The following is a 14,532-nucleotide window of genomic DNA, read 5'->3' as shown; positions in this document are numbered from 1 at the left end:
TCAGCGTGGCCTCGGTGGCTCTGATCGCAGGCTCGGGCACGGCCAACGCCGCCCCGCCGATCGTCGTCGGGAGCTGCGCGGCGAGCATCCAGGGCGAATCGGGCACGCCGTTGTCGCTGAGCCCGACCGCCGTCCTCGACCCGGTACTGCGCATCGTGCGCGCGGTGCCGCTGCTCGGCCCCACCCTCGCGGGCGGCGTCGGCAACGCGCTCTCCACCATGGGCAACATCCCGCTGGGCGTGATCCCCGAGGCCGACACGACCATCTCCGGCGGCACCATCTCGGCAGCGGCGCTGCCCAGGATCCGAAGCGCACTCGCGGGCATCCCGCTGATCGGCCCGGTGCTCGGCGGCGTCATCTCCGGCGTGCAGGGCGCGCTGACCAGCGGCTGCGGGATTGTCGTCACCGTGGTGAACACCGTCGCCGCGCCGATCCAGGAGGGCGCGGGCGCCGTCGCGGACGTAGTGGAGCAGGGCTCCGCCGCGCTGCCGATCCCCGGCGCAGTGCCGAACAACCCCGGCGCCCCCGGCCAACCGGGTACGGGCCCCGGCGGCGGCGCGGGCAGCCCGGGCAGCGGCGGCGGAGCCGTGCAGACACCACCGCTGCCCGAGACCAACCAGAACGTGATCGGCGGCGTGCCCCCGAGCGGTCTGCCGCTCTACGACTCGTCGTTCAACTTCGGCCGGTCGCCGATGTCCGACTTCTACTCGGCCCTGCCCTTCGCCAAGGCGGGCTTCTTCTCGCCGTCGCCCGGTGTCCGCTACGGCGGCGCGGTCCCCGGCTACACCCCGCAGTTCGGCATCCTCGGCCTCGACACCAGCACCGACGGCGTCCAGTCGGCCGGTCGGGTCGACGCGCTCGGCCCGGTCGGCGGCAACCAGATCGCGGTGTCGGTGCTGCTCGCCGTGCTCGCGCTGTCCGGCGTGACGGCGGCCCTGGTGCGCACCTGGGTGTTGCGACGCACGACCGCGTGACCTGGACCCGGGGTCTATCGTTCACCCGATAGTGCGATAACGGGTCGACGAAGGGTGTCCAGCGTGCGGCGTCTGCTGTGTACCGCTCTGGCGGTCCTGGCGGCGGGTGCCGTCGCGGCTCTCGGTCCGACTCCGGTGTCCGCGGCACCATTGCCGTACCTGGCGGTCGACTGCGGCCAAGACGTCCGCGCCCTGCGCGGGCAGCCGGTCGTCCTGGCGCGTATCGCGGTCGTCGGGCTGGTGACCAAGGCCGTGCGGGAGACGCCCGGCCTGGGGTTGCTGCGGGCCACCGCGCTCGGCGTGGCCTTCCCGCTCGGCCTGCCCATCCCGGTCGGCGAGGTGCCGGACGGCACGGTCGAGGTCACCGGCACGCAGATAGCCGACGCCGTCGCCGCGGCCGTCCGGCCGCTGCCGGAGATCGCGCCCGCCGCGGACGCCGTCGCGGCCCGCGTGCACGAGCTGGTCGCCGCGGACTGCGGCATGACCCTGCGCGCGATCAACCCGAGCAAGCCCGGCACCGGCAAACCCGCCCCCGCGCCGAACCCGGGAGCGGGCGGCAACCCGGCGATCTCGCCCAACGCCCAGCCGGTCGGCGGCTACACCTCGCCCGACCAACTCGCCCTCTACGACGGCGCGGCGCTCGCGGGCACCCGCGCGCCGCGCGACTACGGCTCCATCCCGTTCGCCAGGGCGGGCCTGTTCGTGCCCTCGCCGGACGCGCGCTACGGCAGCGTGCCGGGCTACGCACCGGAGTTCGGCATCCTCGGCGCCGACGGCGCGGACGTCCGCGCGGCAGGCGGCGCCCAGGCGCTCCCGGCGAACGGGTCCGCGCAGGTCGCGCTGCCGATCATGCTGGCCGTACTCGCACTGTCGGTGGTCACTGGTGCACTGGTGCGCACCTGGGTGCTGCGCGAAGCCTGACAGCGCGACTGTTACGCTGCGCCCGCAGACCCTCCTGCCACGGAAAGTCCGTGGCCGCCGAGTCCACAGGAGGTGAGTGGTCTTCATGCGTCATTACGAGGTAATGGTCATCCTCGACCCCACGCTCGACGAGCGCACCGTCGCTCCGTCGCTCGACACGTTCCTCAACGTGATCCGCACTTCGGGCGGGAACGTCGAGAAGGTCGACATCTGGGGCAAGCGCCGGCTCTCGTTCGAGATCAAGAAGCACAGCGAGGGCATCTACGCGGTGCTCGACGTGAACGCCGAGCCGGACGCGGTGAAGGAGCTGGACCGTCAGCTTTCGCTGCAGGAATCTGTGCTGCGCACCAAGGTCATGCGGCGCGAGACGGCCTGAGGGCCGGGAGGCAACGATGGCTGGCGACACGATAATCACGGTGGTCGGGAACCTGACCGCCGATCCAGAACTGCGCTTCACCCCGTCGGGTGCCGCCGTGGCCAGCTTCACGGTCGCGTCCACCCCCCGCACGTTCGACAAGCAGTCGGGCGAGTGGAAGGACGGCGAGGCGCTGTTCTTGCGGTGCAACATCTGGCGCCAGGCCGCGGAGAACGTGGCCGAATCGCTCACCAGGGGCGCCCGCGTGATCGTGAGCGGGCGGCTCAAGCAGCGGTCCTTCGAGACCCGAGAGGGCGAGAAGCGCACCGTCATGGAGCTTGAGGTCGACGAGGTCGGCCCGTCCCTGCGCTACGCGACCGCCAAGGTCAACAAGGTCAGCCGCGGCACCGGTGGTGGCGGCGGAGGCGGTTTCGGCGGCGGGTCGGGCCCGTCCGCGCCGCCCGCCGACGACCCGTGGGGCTCCGCACCGCCCGCCAGTGGCGGCGGTGGCGGCGGCTTCAACGACGAGCCACCGTTCTAGGCACCGCGCACCGCACCCCGTATCCAGACTTTCACTAGATCGCACTCAGGAGTACCACCGTGGCCAAGCCACCGATTCGCAAGCCGAAGAAGAAGGTCTGCGTGTTCTGCAAGGACGTGAAGAAGGACCGTCCGGTGAACATCGACTACAAGGACACCACCCTGCTGCGGAAGTACATCTCCGACCGCGGCAAGATCCGGGCCCGCCGGGTCACCGGCAACTGCAGTCAGCACCAGCGCGACGTGGCCATCGCGGTCAAGAACGCCCGCGAGGTCGCCCTGCTTCCCTACACCTCGACCGCTCGCTGACAAGGAGGAGACGAGTCATGAAGCTCATCCTCACCACCGATGTGAGCGGTCTGGGCAGCCCCGGCGACGCCGTCGAGGTCAAGGACGGCTACGGCCGCAACTACCTGCTGCCCCGCGGGTTCGCGATCCTGGCGACCAAGGGCGCCGAGAAGCAGGTCCAGGTCATCCGCCGGGCCCAGGAGGCCAGCCGGATCCGCGACCTCGACCACGCCAAGGAGGTTCGGGCCGCGCTCACCGCGCTGGGCACCGTGCCACTGACCGCCAAGGCCGCCTCGGGCTCGGGCAAGCTGTTCGGCTCCATCACCACCGCCGACATCGTCTCCGCCGTCAAGTCGGCGGGCGGTCCGGTGCTCGACAAGCGCGCCATCGAGGTGTCCGGCCACATCAAGACGGTCGGCAAGCACCCGGTGAACGTCCGGCTGCACCCGGACGTCTCGGCCGCGTTCACCGTGAACGTGACCCCCGCGGGCTGAGGCCCGTCAGACTCGGAACCGCCCCTCCCGAACGGTCTGGGAGGGGCGGTTTCGCGCTCTTCGGAGTTGTCCACAGGCCGGCGTCACCCCGCCGAGTGAACGGTCGCGCCGACACGCCGAAGCGGGTGTCGGGCGCGACACGCCGGGCGGAGTTCGTGAGTTTTCTCCACACCTTGTGCACAGCCTCTGACCTGCGGATTCACCAGTAACTCGACTAGTTGTCCCCAAGTTGTACACAGGTACCGGTGGACCTGTGCTCAGTTGTGGCAGACCATCCCCAAGTTGTCCACAGAAGCGTCCCCAGGGTCGTTTGCAAGCGGCCGTTCGGGGGTTCTAACGTCGCCCGGACGACACGCACCAGGGATGCTGATTCAGCCGAAATTGTCGGCCGGGGGACGTACTGTTCAACCGAACAGATGTACGAGGGAGGGGCCGCGCGTGGCGCTCACCGACGACCGTTCGATGCCGCCGATGCCGAGCGACCCCGACCACGGTCTCGACCGGCAGCCGCCGCAGGATCTGGCTGCCGAGCAGAGCGTGCTCGGCGGCATGATGCTCTCCAAGGACGCGATCGCCGACGTCATCGAGGCACTACGCCCGGGCGACTTCTACCGGCCCGCGCACCAGATGATCTACGACTGCGTGCTGGACCTCTACGGCCGCGGCGAGCCCGCCGACCCGATCATGGTCTCCGCCGAGCTCGAACGCCGCGGCGAGCTGCGCCGGGTCGGCGGCGCGCCCTACCTGCACACCCTGATCGCCAGCGTGCCGACGGCCGCGAACGCCGGGTACTACGCCGAGATCGTGGCCGAGAAGGCGATCCTGCGCAGGCTGGTGGAGGCGGGCACCCGCATCGTGCAGCTCGGCTACCAGGGCGCCGAGGGCGCGGACGTCACCGAGGTGGTCGACCGCGCCCAGTCAGCGATCTACGAGGTCACCGAGCGCAGCATGAGCGAGGACTACGTCGCCCTGGAGGAGCTGCTGCAGCCCACCATGGACGAGATCGACGCCATCGCCTCGCGCGGCGGCAACTCCCTCGGCATCCCGACCGGCTTCGCCGACCTGGACGAGGTCACCAACGGCCTGCACCCCGGCCAGATGATCATCGTCGCGGCCCGGCCGGGTGTCGGCAAGGCGCTGGCCCTGGACACCCCGCTGCCCACCCCGACCGGCTGGACGACGATGGGCGCGGTCCGCGTCGGCGACGCCCTGCTCGACGCCAACGGCCTGCCGACATCGGTGACAGCGGCGACCGAAGTCCTGCGCGGTCGGCCGTGCTTCGCGGTCGAGTTCGCCGACGGCACCGTGATCACCGCCGACGCGCACCACCAGTGGCGCACCGAAACCGGCGCGATCCGCACCACGGCGGAACTGGCGGCAGACCGGCACGCCGCGCATTCGGTGGCGAACACGCGCCCCCTGGTGCTGCCGGACGCCGACCTCCCGTCGCCGTACGCCCTGGGCGTGTGGCTGGGCGGCCCCACGGCCGACCCGGAGATCCTGGCGCACGTCGAGGCCGAGGGCGGGTCGTCCGACTTCGCCTGCCTCCCGCCCGCCTACCTCCGCGCCGCCGAGACACAGCGGCGCGCGCTGCTCGCCGGAATCCTGGACGCCGCGGGCGTGGTCACCGCGAGCGGCGCGATCGGGTTCAGCAGCGCCGACGGCCGGTTGGTGGCCGACGTGCGCGAGCTGATCGTGGGACTGGGCTACCGGTGCGACAGGTCCCGGCCGCACACGCTCCGGTTCACCGCCGAGGACCGGATCTTCCGGCTGGAGCGCAAACACCTGGCGCACAAGGACCGGATGGCGGGCACGGCCGCGCCCGCGCATCGGCGGATCGTCGCCGTGCGCCCGGTCGCGAGCGTGCCGGTGCGGTGCGTGCAGGTGGACAACGCGGATCACCTGTACCTGGCGAGCCGGTCCATGGTGCCCACGCACAATTCGACACTGGGGCTGGACTTCGCGCGGTCGTGCTCGATCAAGCACGGCATGGCGAGCGTCCTGTTCTCGCTGGAGATGAGCAAGACCGAGATCGTCATGCGCATGCTGTCCGCCGAGGCCCGCATCCGCCTCGGCGACATGCGCGGCGGCCGGATGAGCGACGACGACTGGACCCGCCTCGCCCGCCGGATGAGCGAGATCAGCGAAGCCCCGATGTTCATCGACGACTCGCCCAACATGACGATGATGGAGATCCGGGCGAAGGCGCGCAGGCTCAAGCAGCGGCACGACCTCAAGCTCGTGATCGTCGACTACCTCCAGCTCATGACCTCGGGCAAGCGCGTCGAATCGCGGCAACAGGAGGTCTCGGAGTTCTCCCGCCAGCTCAAGCTGCTGGCCAAGGAGATCGAGGTGCCGGTGGTCGCGATCAGCCAGCTCAACCGCGGCCCCGAACAACGCACCGACAAGCGCCCCATGCTCTCCGACCTGCGTGAGTCTGGATCGCTGGAACAGGACGCGGACATCGTTCTGCTGATCAACCGCCCGGACGCCTGGGAGCGCGACGACCCGCGAGCCGGTGAGGCCGACCTGATCCTGGCCAAGCACCGCGCGGGCCCCACAACGACCGTGGTCGTAGCCCACCAGCTGCACTACAGCCGCTTCGCCGACCTGGCCCAGAACTGACCGATCATTGCGATGAGATTCATTGCTACGACCGGCGGCGGGTCGCCGTGGGCTTGCGCCGACGTCACATGGGCATGCCGCTATTGACTCTGACCTGTGAACATTCCTGCGCAAGATGCTGGGCGTTAAACGTCCTGTCATTAGCGCGCAGGGCGGGGTGCTGGGGCCGGCACGCGTGGGAGCAAGCGGGTGGTGAGGTTGCGGGCGGTGAGGCCGGTGTGTGTCGCGGGCACAAGCAGTGCGGCGGCGAGGACATGGCCGCGCTGGCGTGGGTTGCTCGCCTTGCGGTGGCGGGTTTCGTAGGTGTGGAAGGCAGCAGCGTGATCATGGGGGGTGGCGGCCAGTGTCTCGGCGAGGGTGGTGGCGCCGATCATGGCCAGGCTGGATCCGTCTCCGAACAGGGACACACAGGAGGCGGCGTCGCCGAGCAGTGTCACCCGGCCGCGTGACCAGGCCGGCACCTGGACCTGGCTGATCGAGTCGAAGTACAGGTCGTCGGCGGCGCGTAGGCGGTCGAGTAACTCGGGGAGCACGGGCGGTTGCCAGCGGTCGCCGGCATAGGCGTCGAGAATGATCCGCTTGTGGGCCTCGACGTCACGGTGGTCGAGCTCGGGCAGGCTCGGGCCGCGGAAGATGAAGGCGGCCCCAGCATTGCCCCGGCCGGGGTGCACGGTCAGCGAACGACCCGGCGCGTTGTACATCAGGATGGTGGTCGGGTCGGCCGCGGGGCGACCGAGCGGGAGTGTGGCGATGTAGAGGCCGAGGTGGTGGACGAATCCCGTCTCGGGGCCGAACACCAGGGTGCGCACGGTCGAGTGCAGCCCGTCAGCGCCGACGACCAGGTCGAACCGGCGTGGGGCTGCGCGCTGGAAGGTGACGTCGACTCCGCCGGTGTCCTGGCGCAGCGCGGTGATCGAGTCGCCGAACAGGAACTCGGCGTTGTCGCGGGCAGCGTCACTGAGGATCGCCGCGAGATCGTCCCTGGGCACCTCGACCTCGTCGCCGCGTGGCCGGCCCAGCCGTAGCGGACCGATCCTGCGTCCAGAGGCCGTGACAAAGGCGAAGCCGGTCGCGTGGGTGGCGGCGTCGCGCAGGCGCGGCAGGATGCCCATCCGGCTGGCCACCTGAGCGGCGGCGCCGCGCACGTCGACGGGGTTGCCGCTGGAGCGCAGCCCCTGGGCGCGTTCGACGACCGTCGGGTGGAACCCATGTCGCGCCAGCCAGTACGCCAGGGTCGGGCCGGCGATACCGGCTCCGCAAATCAGCACTGTAGGGCGACGCATACCCGCCATCCTAGCCGCACTCAGTGCGAACTTGCAATGAGTGCGAGATGGCACTCATTGCGCTATGCTGACCGCATGTCGTCTCCGACCGGGGTGCCGCGCACTCTGCGCGACCGCAAACGGGACCGCACCCGCACGACGCTCGTTGACGCGGCCGTCGAACTGTTCGAGCGCAACGGGTACCACGGCACGACCATCGCCGATATCGCCGCAGCCGCCGATATCGGCACCCGGACGTTCTTCGGCTACTTCGCTGGCAAGGAGGAGCTGCTCTTCCCCGACACCGACGGGCGGGTGGACGCGGCCCTGGCGGCGATCGCCGACCTTGAACCCGGTGACCGGCCCGTAGACGTGCTGCTGCGGGCGCTGCGCGACGTCGCCGGTCCCGAGGGGCAGCCCGACGACATGGTCAACCGGCTCACCGCGCTGCGGCTGCGGTTGATCCGTACCGTCCCCGCAGTCGGCGGGCGCGCTCTGCAGATCCAGTTCGACGCCCAACGCGACATCGCCAAGCATCTCCAGCAGGCATTTCCCGAGGAACTCGACGAGGTGACCGCCGCTGCCCTCGTGGGCGCATTCGTCGGTGCCGTCGACGGCGCACTCCAAGTGCTACTCGACAACCCATCCGTCTCCGACGATCCCGACCAGCTACGCCACCAACTCCACCACGCCACCGATATCGCACTACGTCCCTGGCGCTGACGAACCGACCGCGCTGTCTCGCGGCTACGGAATCCTGGTTGGAACCGCGGGGCGCACCGGGCGGGGGCCTTCGCCCGGGGCGGGTGCCGGTGCGCGGCAGGGCCTAGCTTGACGGACAGCTCCAACTGGCTGAGCGCTCCGTCGTTTCATACATTCCGCCCCCCGAACTTCAGTGGCAATCTTGGCTGCACCAGGTTCCGCCGCCTGGGGCGGGTGGTTCAGGAACCCGATGAAGAAATGTCACCGGAGCCAAGGCCAAGGATGGGTCTGGCGGTGAACCACGTGCTCTGCGCCGTGGGAACCGGTGGTCCGGCTCCCACGGCGTGGCGTTGTGGGAGTTCAGGCGGCGGGCATCTTGTCGATGAAGCCGTAGACGCCGGTGAACTTGCCCTCGTCGGCGACCGCGACGTCGAATCCCTCCACAACGGACTCGCCGCCGCCGACCGGGACGAGCTCCCAGTGGAAGCGCACGATGTTGTGGTGCGCGTCGACGTCGCCGAGAAGCTTGATCTCGTGGCCCGCGAACTGGGCGAGCGCCGCGCCGATACCGCCGTTGATGGCGTCGTGGCCCTCGACGTCCATGAGCGGGTCGGTGTAGACGCCCCCCTCGGTCCACAGGTCGGCGACCGCGGCGCGACGGTCGTCGGCGTCGCCGATGTTCCAGACGGCGATGTAGCGGTCGACGAGTTCCTTGAGGTCGCTCATGACAGGAATCCCCTTCTACAGCACAGGTTTCAGGACGGTCGCGGCCGCAACACCACTCACCATGCCAGGCCGTGCGCGGCCAGTCGATTACCCGTCAGGTAGGCATCAGCGTTCTGTCAACGCGACGGTGGGGTCGACGCGCGAGCCCGCCGTGATATGTTGTTTATAGTTCAACAAAAGGCAGGATCATGACGACGGCAACGCCGCAGCCAGTGCTCTACCTCAGCCACGGCGCTCCGCCACTGGCCGACGACCCGGTGTGGACCAAGCAACTCGCCGAGTGGTCGTCCGGGCTGGTCCGGCCGACAGCGATCCTCATCGTGTCCGCGCACTGGGAGGCGGCTCCGCTGACCATCGGCGCCACCGAGACCGTGCCGCTGACCTACGACTTCGGCGGCTTCGCCGAGCGCTACTACCAGGTGCGCTACCCCGCGCCCGGCGCGCCGGAACTGGCAGCCACGGTGCGCAAACTGCTGCGCGCCCACGAAACGCCGGTTGCCGACGAGCCTGCTCGCGGGCTCGACCACGGCGCCTACGTGCCGCTGGTCGAGATGTTCCCGGCGGCCGACATCCCGGTGTTGCAGATCTCGATGCCGACGCTGGACCCGGCCGCGCTGGTGGAGTTGGGCCGCAAACTCGCGCCGCTGCGCGACGAAGGTGTGCTGATCATCGGCAGCGGCTTCTTCACCCACAACCTGCGCGGCCTGGACCTGCGGCGCGAGAACGACCACGAACCCCCCGAGTGGTCTGCCGAGTTCGACGACTGGGGCAATCAGGCGATCACCGCGCTCGACCTCGACGCACTGATCGACTTCGAGCGCAAGGCGCCCGCGAGCGCGCTCGCGCACCCGCGCACCGAGCACTTCGCGCCATTGTTCGTCTCGCTCGGCGCAGGCCTGGACACCTTGCGCGGACCGCGAACCGTGATCGACGGCTTCTGGTACGGCCTCGCCAAACGCTCCTGGCAGTTCGACTGACCCGCAGTGCCGAACACATGACGAACGGGCCCGGGAGCGTGTGCTCCCGGGCCCGTTCTGGTCGGATCGGTGGTCAGCCGATCAGAGACTGGCCGAACAGGCCGGCCAGCCGCGACTGCGTGTCGGTGAGGGAGGTGCCACCGGCAACGTCAGTCGGCAGAGCCGCCGAGTCCAGACCCGAGAGCGCGGGGGTCTGGATCGGCAGCCGGTCCAGGGACGGAACCTGGAACAGGTCACCCGAGAACGCGCCGGTCACGGTGTCCAGGTCGGGCATGACCGGGGCAGCGGAACGCGAGGCGGGCGCGGGCAACGTGCGGAACTCACCCGGGAGGGCGGGGAAGGAGCTCAGACCGCCGAACAGCAGGTCCGACAGGACGCTGGTCGGCAGGACGCCACCAGTGGGCAGGCCACCGGACAGACCATCGGTCGGCAGGACCTCGGTCAGGCCATTGGTCGGCAGGGTGCCGCCGGACAGACCATCGGTCGGCAGAACCTCGGTCAGGTCGGCGAAGCCACCGGTCGGCAGGCCGCCGGACAGACCATCAGTCGGCAGGCCGCCGTTCAGGTCCGTGAGACCACCGGTCGGCAGGGTGCCGCCGGTCGGCAGGACGTCGGACAGGTCGGTCAGGCCATCGGTCGGCAGGGTGCCGCTGGTGGGCAGGCCACCGGAGAGACCGTCGGTCGGCAGGATGTCGTTCAGGTCGGTCAGGCCGTCGGTGGGCAGGCCACCGGACAGACCATCGGTGGGCAGACCGCCGGAGAGACCGTTGGTCGGCAGGCCACCGGACAGGCCGTCGGTGGGCAGGGTGCCGCCGAGCAGACCGCCGGTGACGTCGTCCGAACCGAAGTCGAGCAGGTCGAGCAGGCCACCGTCGAACAGGTTGCCGCTCACCGAGCTGAACGGGTTGCCGCCGCGCACGGGGAGCGAACGGGCCTGCTCCTCGGGACCGCCGGGCAGGGTCGGCAGCGCCGACACGCGCGGCAGTTCGGTGGCCTGCAGGCCGCCTACCGCGGGCAGTTGGAGCTGCGGGGACTCCTCGCCCACCGCGACCTCGCTGGTGTGGGTGCCGTTGGCGATGGCGTCGGCCAGGATCTCGATCGGCACGTCGTAGAACGGGAGGTCGACGCCGAGCGGCAGGGTGCCGTCGATGCCGGACAGGTCGCTGGCCTCGCCGCTGGTGGTGGAGGTGCCGCCGACGGTGCCCGAGGTGAGGTTGTCGGACGTGCCGACCGACTCGCTGGCGAGCACGGCGACGGCGTCGCCGTGCGCCTGACCCAGCGCAGCGGCCGGGACATCGAACAGGTTGCCCGACAGGAAGCCCTCGTCACCGGTGGTGACGATGTCGCCGCCGGAGGTGGCAACGGTGTCGTTGGTGGCCTCGGCGGTGTTCTGGCCGCCCACCGCCGACCCCGCGACGCCGAACGTCTGCGCGAGCGGCAGACCCTGCGGGCTGAGCACGTTGCCCGCGAGGGAGCCGAACGCACCGGAGGTGGTGGCCGGGCCGCCCGCGGTGGACGTGGTGGTGCTGTCGGCGCTCGCGTCGTTGTGGCCGACGGCCGCGACGGAGTCCGAGAACGCCTGTGCCGCGCCCGCGATCGGGACGGACACGATGTTGCCCGTGCCGCTGCCGTCTTCGCCGGAGGTCTCGGCGAAGTCGCCCGCGGTCGAGGTGACGATGTTGGAGCCACTGGTCTCGCCGTGGCCACCGCCCGTGATGCCGTTCGCGAAGAACTGCACCGGGAACGCGATCGGGGCCTGCGCGATGTTGCCCGCCAGCGAGCCGCCGTCGCCCTTGGCCTTGGAGGCGCCGCCCGCGGTGATGGTGCTGTCCGAGGAGGAGTCGGCGCTGGTGTTGGCCACCGCGCCCGCCGTGTTGCCGAACACCTGCGCCGGGCCTGCGACCGGCACGTTCACCACGTTGGCGGCCAGCGTGCCCGCGTCGTCGATGGCGTTGCCGTCGCCGCCCGAGTTGACCAGCTTGGTCTCGGTGGTGGTGGTCGTCGCGTTGCCGATGGCGCCGCCGGTGTTGCCCAGGCCCTCGACCGGGATGGCGATCGGGATGGTGCCGATGTTGCCGGACCCGATGCTGTCGTTGCCGGTGCCGCCCGCGTAGCCGCCGGAGTCGGTGGTGTTGGTGTTGTCGCACACCACGTCCGACTGGCCGCCGCCCGCGGCGGAGTTGCCGCAGAGGTCGATCGGGCTCGCCACCGAGGGCTCCAGCACAGTGCCGGAGAGCACGCTGTCGTCACCGTGGGTGTACGAGTCGCCGCCCGCGCTCGACGTGGTGGTGTTGGTGTCGTCGGCGGTGGCGTTGCCGATGGCCGCGGCGGCGTTGCCGAAGCCCTGGGTGGGCAGCGCGACCGGCGCGTGGCCGATCGTGCCGGACCCCGTGCCGCCGTCACCGTTGGTGAAGTTACCGCCGCCCGCGGTGGCGTCGCCGCTGGTCTCGCAGAGGGCGTCGGCGATGCCGCCGCCGGTGGCCGCGTTGCAGTTGACGCCGACCGGGCCCGCGAGGCCGGGCTGCCCGACGTTGCCGGACAGCACGCCGTCGACACCGTTGGTGGTGATGTAGTGGAAGTTCGGGCCGAGGTCGCCCGCCTGCGCGAACGCGTCGGCGGCCGTGGTGGTCTCGGAGATGCCCACCAGGCTCAGCGCGTTGCCGTTGCCCTGCACCGGCAGTGCCACCGGCACGCCGAACGCGTTGCCCGCCAGCGAGCCGCGCTCGCCGTCGGTGATGAGCGCGCCGCCCGCGGTGGCGTCGGAGGAGGTGTCCGAGTTCGCCGTGGCGTTGCCGCCGCCCGCGACCGCGTTGCCGTTGAGCTGGACCGGGGTGGCGAAGTGGCCCGCGAGGATGTTGCCCGCGAGTGAGCCGTGGTTGCCATCGGTCTCGATGCCGCCGTCGGCGACAGCCGACTGGGTGGCGGTGTTGTAGGTCTCGGCGGTCCCGAACGCGGCCAGCGCGTTGCCGGTGATCTGCACGGGGAGCGCGTAGTCGAGCCCGACGACGTTGCCCGCGAAGCCGCTGTGCGCCCCGTCGGTGGTGATGTCGTGGGTGTGTCCCGCGGTCTGCGTGGAGTCGTTCTCCACGGCCGCGTCACCACCGGCGGCGATGGCGTTGCCGGAGATGTCGATCGGGACGACCAGGTGGCCGAAGAGCTGGTTGCCGCGCAGCACGTCCTCGTCGCCGCAGCAGTCGTCGGACTGCGTCTTCGACGTGGCGGGCAGCGAGGGCATGATCCGGTCCGCGAGCGGGACCGAGCGGGTCAGCAGACCCGGGTTGATCTTGATCTCGCGGTCGATCTCCGGGAGGGCCTTGACGCCGAACGGCGTGGCCAGCGCATTGTTGTCGATCTTGATGGGGATGGTGATCGAGCCGTCCAGCGCCGAGGCGGGCCGGTCGGGGTTCACATCCTCATCGGCAGAAGCGATGCCGGTACCGAGCATCAGCAAACCACCCGTGACCAGCGCGGTCTGGATTCCGCGCTTCGCCCAGGTCTGCATTCTGGTGTTCTCCTTCTGGTTTTCCCTTACGGGGGAGGTGCGGGCGACCGGACACGGAGATCCGCGTCGGGGCAGTGGCCGCCCATGGGGGATGCGGGAGGACCCGCGGGTGGAAGGCACGGCCTGGGCATGCGGACTACGCGCATGACCCGACGGAGCTCAAGACGCTCCGCGGCCGCGCGGGAAATCAGTCGGGGGTGACGCCGGGCTGGGCGGCGACGGTGGCGGGCACCAGAACCTGGGCCGAACGCAGCGCGTCGGTGGCCGTCAGGTCGGTGCCTGCCGGGACTGCGGAGAGCAGACCGAGAACAGGGGCGTCCACAGAGCCGGTCCCGGTGTGACCGGGGGCGGCGGGCGCGGGAACGCTCAGCGGCGCCAGCGGGCCGGGGCCGCCGGGCAGCCCGGGAGCCTCGTCGGCGGGCACCGGCGAACCGCGCCGGTTCATCCCGTCGGCGTTGGCGCGTTCCTTCGCGCCCGCGACGGCGATCTCGTCGACCGCGCCGGGCCGCACCTTGTCCGCGAGGGTGACCACGGTGACCGGGGCCTCGGCGGCGGGCGGCGCGACAGGCGCGGGAGACAGCTCAGTGAGGGACTCGACAACGGTGTCGATCCGCTCGACCGAGAGGGGCTTCGGTGTCAGGTGCTCCGCGATCTGGCGGCCGAACTCCTCGACCGACTCCTGCGCGTGGGCGCCGAAGTCGGGGTCCATCGGCTCGCCGATGATCCGACCGAGGCTGTCGGTGACGCCGATGACCAGCGCCTTGCCGTCGGCCAGCGCGGGCGCGTCGAGCACCGGCAGTGCCTCGACGGCGGAACGCAGGTTGTGCTGGAGGTCGGCGGTGGTGTCCGCGACGGCGGTGGCCGACGAGATGGCCCAGGCCGCGGCGGTCGTGGCGACGGTGCCCCCGAGGACGAACAGCGCACGAGAGACCACGCGCCGCACGAGTGCGGTCGTCTCTCTCTTCGCCTGGTCCACGGTTCGGTACCTGTCGCCTTCCGATCTGGGGCCGCACGGCGATCACCGTGCACCGCAGACAGTGGCATCGCGGACCGTCGTTATGCACGCGTGACAGAGGAGACCTACCTGATCGTGTGACGAACACAGAGTGTTTCCACAGATCACGATCAGTTAGCACGCCTGCGTGTGCCCGTTACGGAGCGAAACT

At 70.6% G+C, this 14,532-nt stretch carries 13 protein-coding genes; 9 read left to right on the top strand and 4 right to left on the bottom strand.

What is annotated here, in order from left to right; all coding sequences use genetic code 11:
* The first annotated feature begins 14 nt into the window (after positions 1-14).
* The 7 genes from ACT4N7_RS13335 (at position 15) to dnaB (ending at position 6,197) form a co-directional block, all read left to right on the top strand.
* Complete coding sequence (locus ACT4N7_RS13335; RefSeq protein WP_444829008.1) at positions 15-974, top strand: hypothetical protein; 960 nt, start codon at positions 15-17, stop codon at positions 972-974.
* Between the two features lie 63 nt (positions 975-1,037).
* Positions 1,038-1,895 (top strand): hypothetical protein, encoded by an 858-nt coding sequence (locus ACT4N7_RS13330; RefSeq protein WP_444829007.1) that lies wholly within the window; start codon positions 1,038-1,040, stop codon positions 1,893-1,895.
* An 85-nt stretch (positions 1,896-1,980) separates the two neighbouring features.
* Entirely contained in the window at positions 1,981-2,271 is a 291-nt protein-coding gene (gene rpsF, locus ACT4N7_RS13325) for a 30S ribosomal protein S6 (protein ID WP_444829043.1), read from the top strand.
* Positions 2,272-2,287: 16 nt separating this feature from the next.
* Positions 2,288-2,791, top strand: a complete 504-nt coding sequence (locus ACT4N7_RS13320; RefSeq protein ID WP_444829006.1) for a single-stranded DNA-binding protein — start codon at positions 2,288-2,290, stop codon at positions 2,789-2,791.
* A gap of 59 nt (positions 2,792-2,850) precedes the next feature.
* A complete protein-coding gene (gene rpsR / locus ACT4N7_RS13315; RefSeq protein ID WP_054053205.1) occupies positions 2,851-3,099 on the top strand; it encodes a 30S ribosomal protein S18 in 249 nt (82 codons plus the stop codon).
* Between the two features lie 17 nt (positions 3,100-3,116).
* Positions 3,117-3,572 (top strand): 50S ribosomal protein L9, encoded by a 456-nt coding sequence (gene rplI, locus ACT4N7_RS13310; protein WP_444829005.1) that lies wholly within the window; start codon positions 3,117-3,119, stop codon positions 3,570-3,572.
* A gap of 363 nt (positions 3,573-3,935) precedes the next feature.
* The gene (dnaB, locus tag ACT4N7_RS13305; protein WP_444829004.1) at positions 3,936-6,197 is read left to right on the top strand and encodes a replicative DNA helicase; all 2,262 of its coding nucleotides are present in this window, start codon (positions 3,936-3,938) and stop codon (positions 6,195-6,197) included.
* 140 nt (positions 6,198-6,337) lie between these two features.
* On the opposite strand, the gene ACT4N7_RS13300 is transcribed toward dnaB, so the two are convergent.
* The gene (locus ACT4N7_RS13300; RefSeq protein ID WP_444829003.1) at positions 6,338-7,489 is read right to left on the bottom strand and encodes an FAD-dependent monooxygenase; all 1,152 of its coding nucleotides are present in this window, start codon (positions 7,487-7,489) and stop codon (positions 6,338-6,340) included.
* A 48-nt stretch (positions 7,490-7,537) separates the two neighbouring features.
* Here ACT4N7_RS13300 and ACT4N7_RS13295 point away from each other — a divergent pair, with 48 nt between their 5' ends.
* Positions 7,538-8,182: a TetR/AcrR family transcriptional regulator gene (locus tag ACT4N7_RS13295; RefSeq protein ID WP_444829002.1), complete on the top strand. Its 645-nt coding sequence runs from the start codon at positions 7,538-7,540 to the stop codon at positions 8,180-8,182.
* A 339-nt stretch (positions 8,183-8,521) separates the two neighbouring features.
* Here ACT4N7_RS13295 and ACT4N7_RS13290 read toward each other — a convergent pair whose 3' ends face one another.
* Positions 8,522-8,887 carry a nuclear transport factor 2 family protein gene (locus ACT4N7_RS13290; protein ID WP_444829001.1) on the bottom strand — a complete coding sequence of 122 codons (366 nt, stop codon included), beginning with the start codon at positions 8,885-8,887 and terminating at the stop codon, positions 8,522-8,524.
* Positions 8,888-9,075: 188 nt separating this feature from the next.
* Between ACT4N7_RS13290 and ACT4N7_RS13285 the strand changes: the two genes are divergently transcribed.
* On the top strand, positions 9,076-9,864 hold the full coding sequence (locus ACT4N7_RS13285) for a dioxygenase family protein (RefSeq protein ID WP_444829000.1): 789 nt from the start codon (positions 9,076-9,078) through the stop codon (positions 9,862-9,864).
* Positions 9,865-9,937: 73 nt separating this feature from the next.
* Here ACT4N7_RS13285 and ACT4N7_RS13280 read toward each other — a convergent pair whose 3' ends face one another.
* Together ACT4N7_RS13280 and ACT4N7_RS13275 are read right to left on the bottom strand one after the other, a co-directional pair.
* The gene (locus ACT4N7_RS13280; protein ID WP_444828999.1) at positions 9,938-13,366 is read right to left on the bottom strand and encodes a beta strand repeat-containing protein; all 3,429 of its coding nucleotides are present in this window, start codon (positions 13,364-13,366) and stop codon (positions 9,938-9,940) included.
* A gap of 187 nt (positions 13,367-13,553) precedes the next feature.
* On the bottom strand, positions 13,554-14,342 hold the full coding sequence (locus ACT4N7_RS13275) for a hypothetical protein (RefSeq protein ID WP_444828998.1): 789 nt from the start codon (positions 14,340-14,342) through the stop codon (positions 13,554-13,556).
* Positions 14,343-14,532: the final 190 nt, after the last annotated feature.

It is taken from the genome of Actinokineospora sp. (assembly GCF_052390155.1).
Taxonomy (GTDB): Bacteria; Actinomycetota; Actinomycetes; order Mycobacteriales; family Pseudonocardiaceae; genus Actinokineospora.
This window is presented reverse-complemented; position numbering and strand designations above follow the sequence as displayed.

Coding starts and splice junctions, on each gene's coding strand:
- dnaB (WP_444829004.1), top strand. CDS start 3,936: ATGCTGATTCAGCCGAAATTGTCGGCCGGGGGACGTACTGTTCAACCG.
- rpsF (WP_444829043.1), top strand. CDS start 1,981: ATGCGTCATTACGAGGTAATGGTCATCCTCGACCCCACGCTCGACGAG.
- ACT4N7_RS13285 (WP_444829000.1), top strand. CDS start 9,076: ATGACGACGGCAACGCCGCAGCCAGTGCTCTACCTCAGCCACGGCGCT.
- ACT4N7_RS13320 (WP_444829006.1), top strand. CDS start 2,288: ATGGCTGGCGACACGATAATCACGGTGGTCGGGAACCTGACCGCCGAT.
- ACT4N7_RS13300 (WP_444829003.1), bottom strand. CDS start 7,489: ATGGCGGGTATGCGTCGCCCTACAGTGCTGATTTGCGGAGCCGGTATC.
- ACT4N7_RS13290 (WP_444829001.1), bottom strand. CDS start 8,887: ATGAGCGACCTCAAGGAACTCGTCGACCGCTACATCGCCGTCTGGAAC.
- rplI (WP_444829005.1), top strand. CDS start 3,117: ATGAAGCTCATCCTCACCACCGATGTGAGCGGTCTGGGCAGCCCCGGC.
- ACT4N7_RS13280 (WP_444828999.1), bottom strand. CDS start 13,366: ATGCAGACCTGGGCGAAGCGCGGAATCCAGACCGCGCTGGTCACGGGT.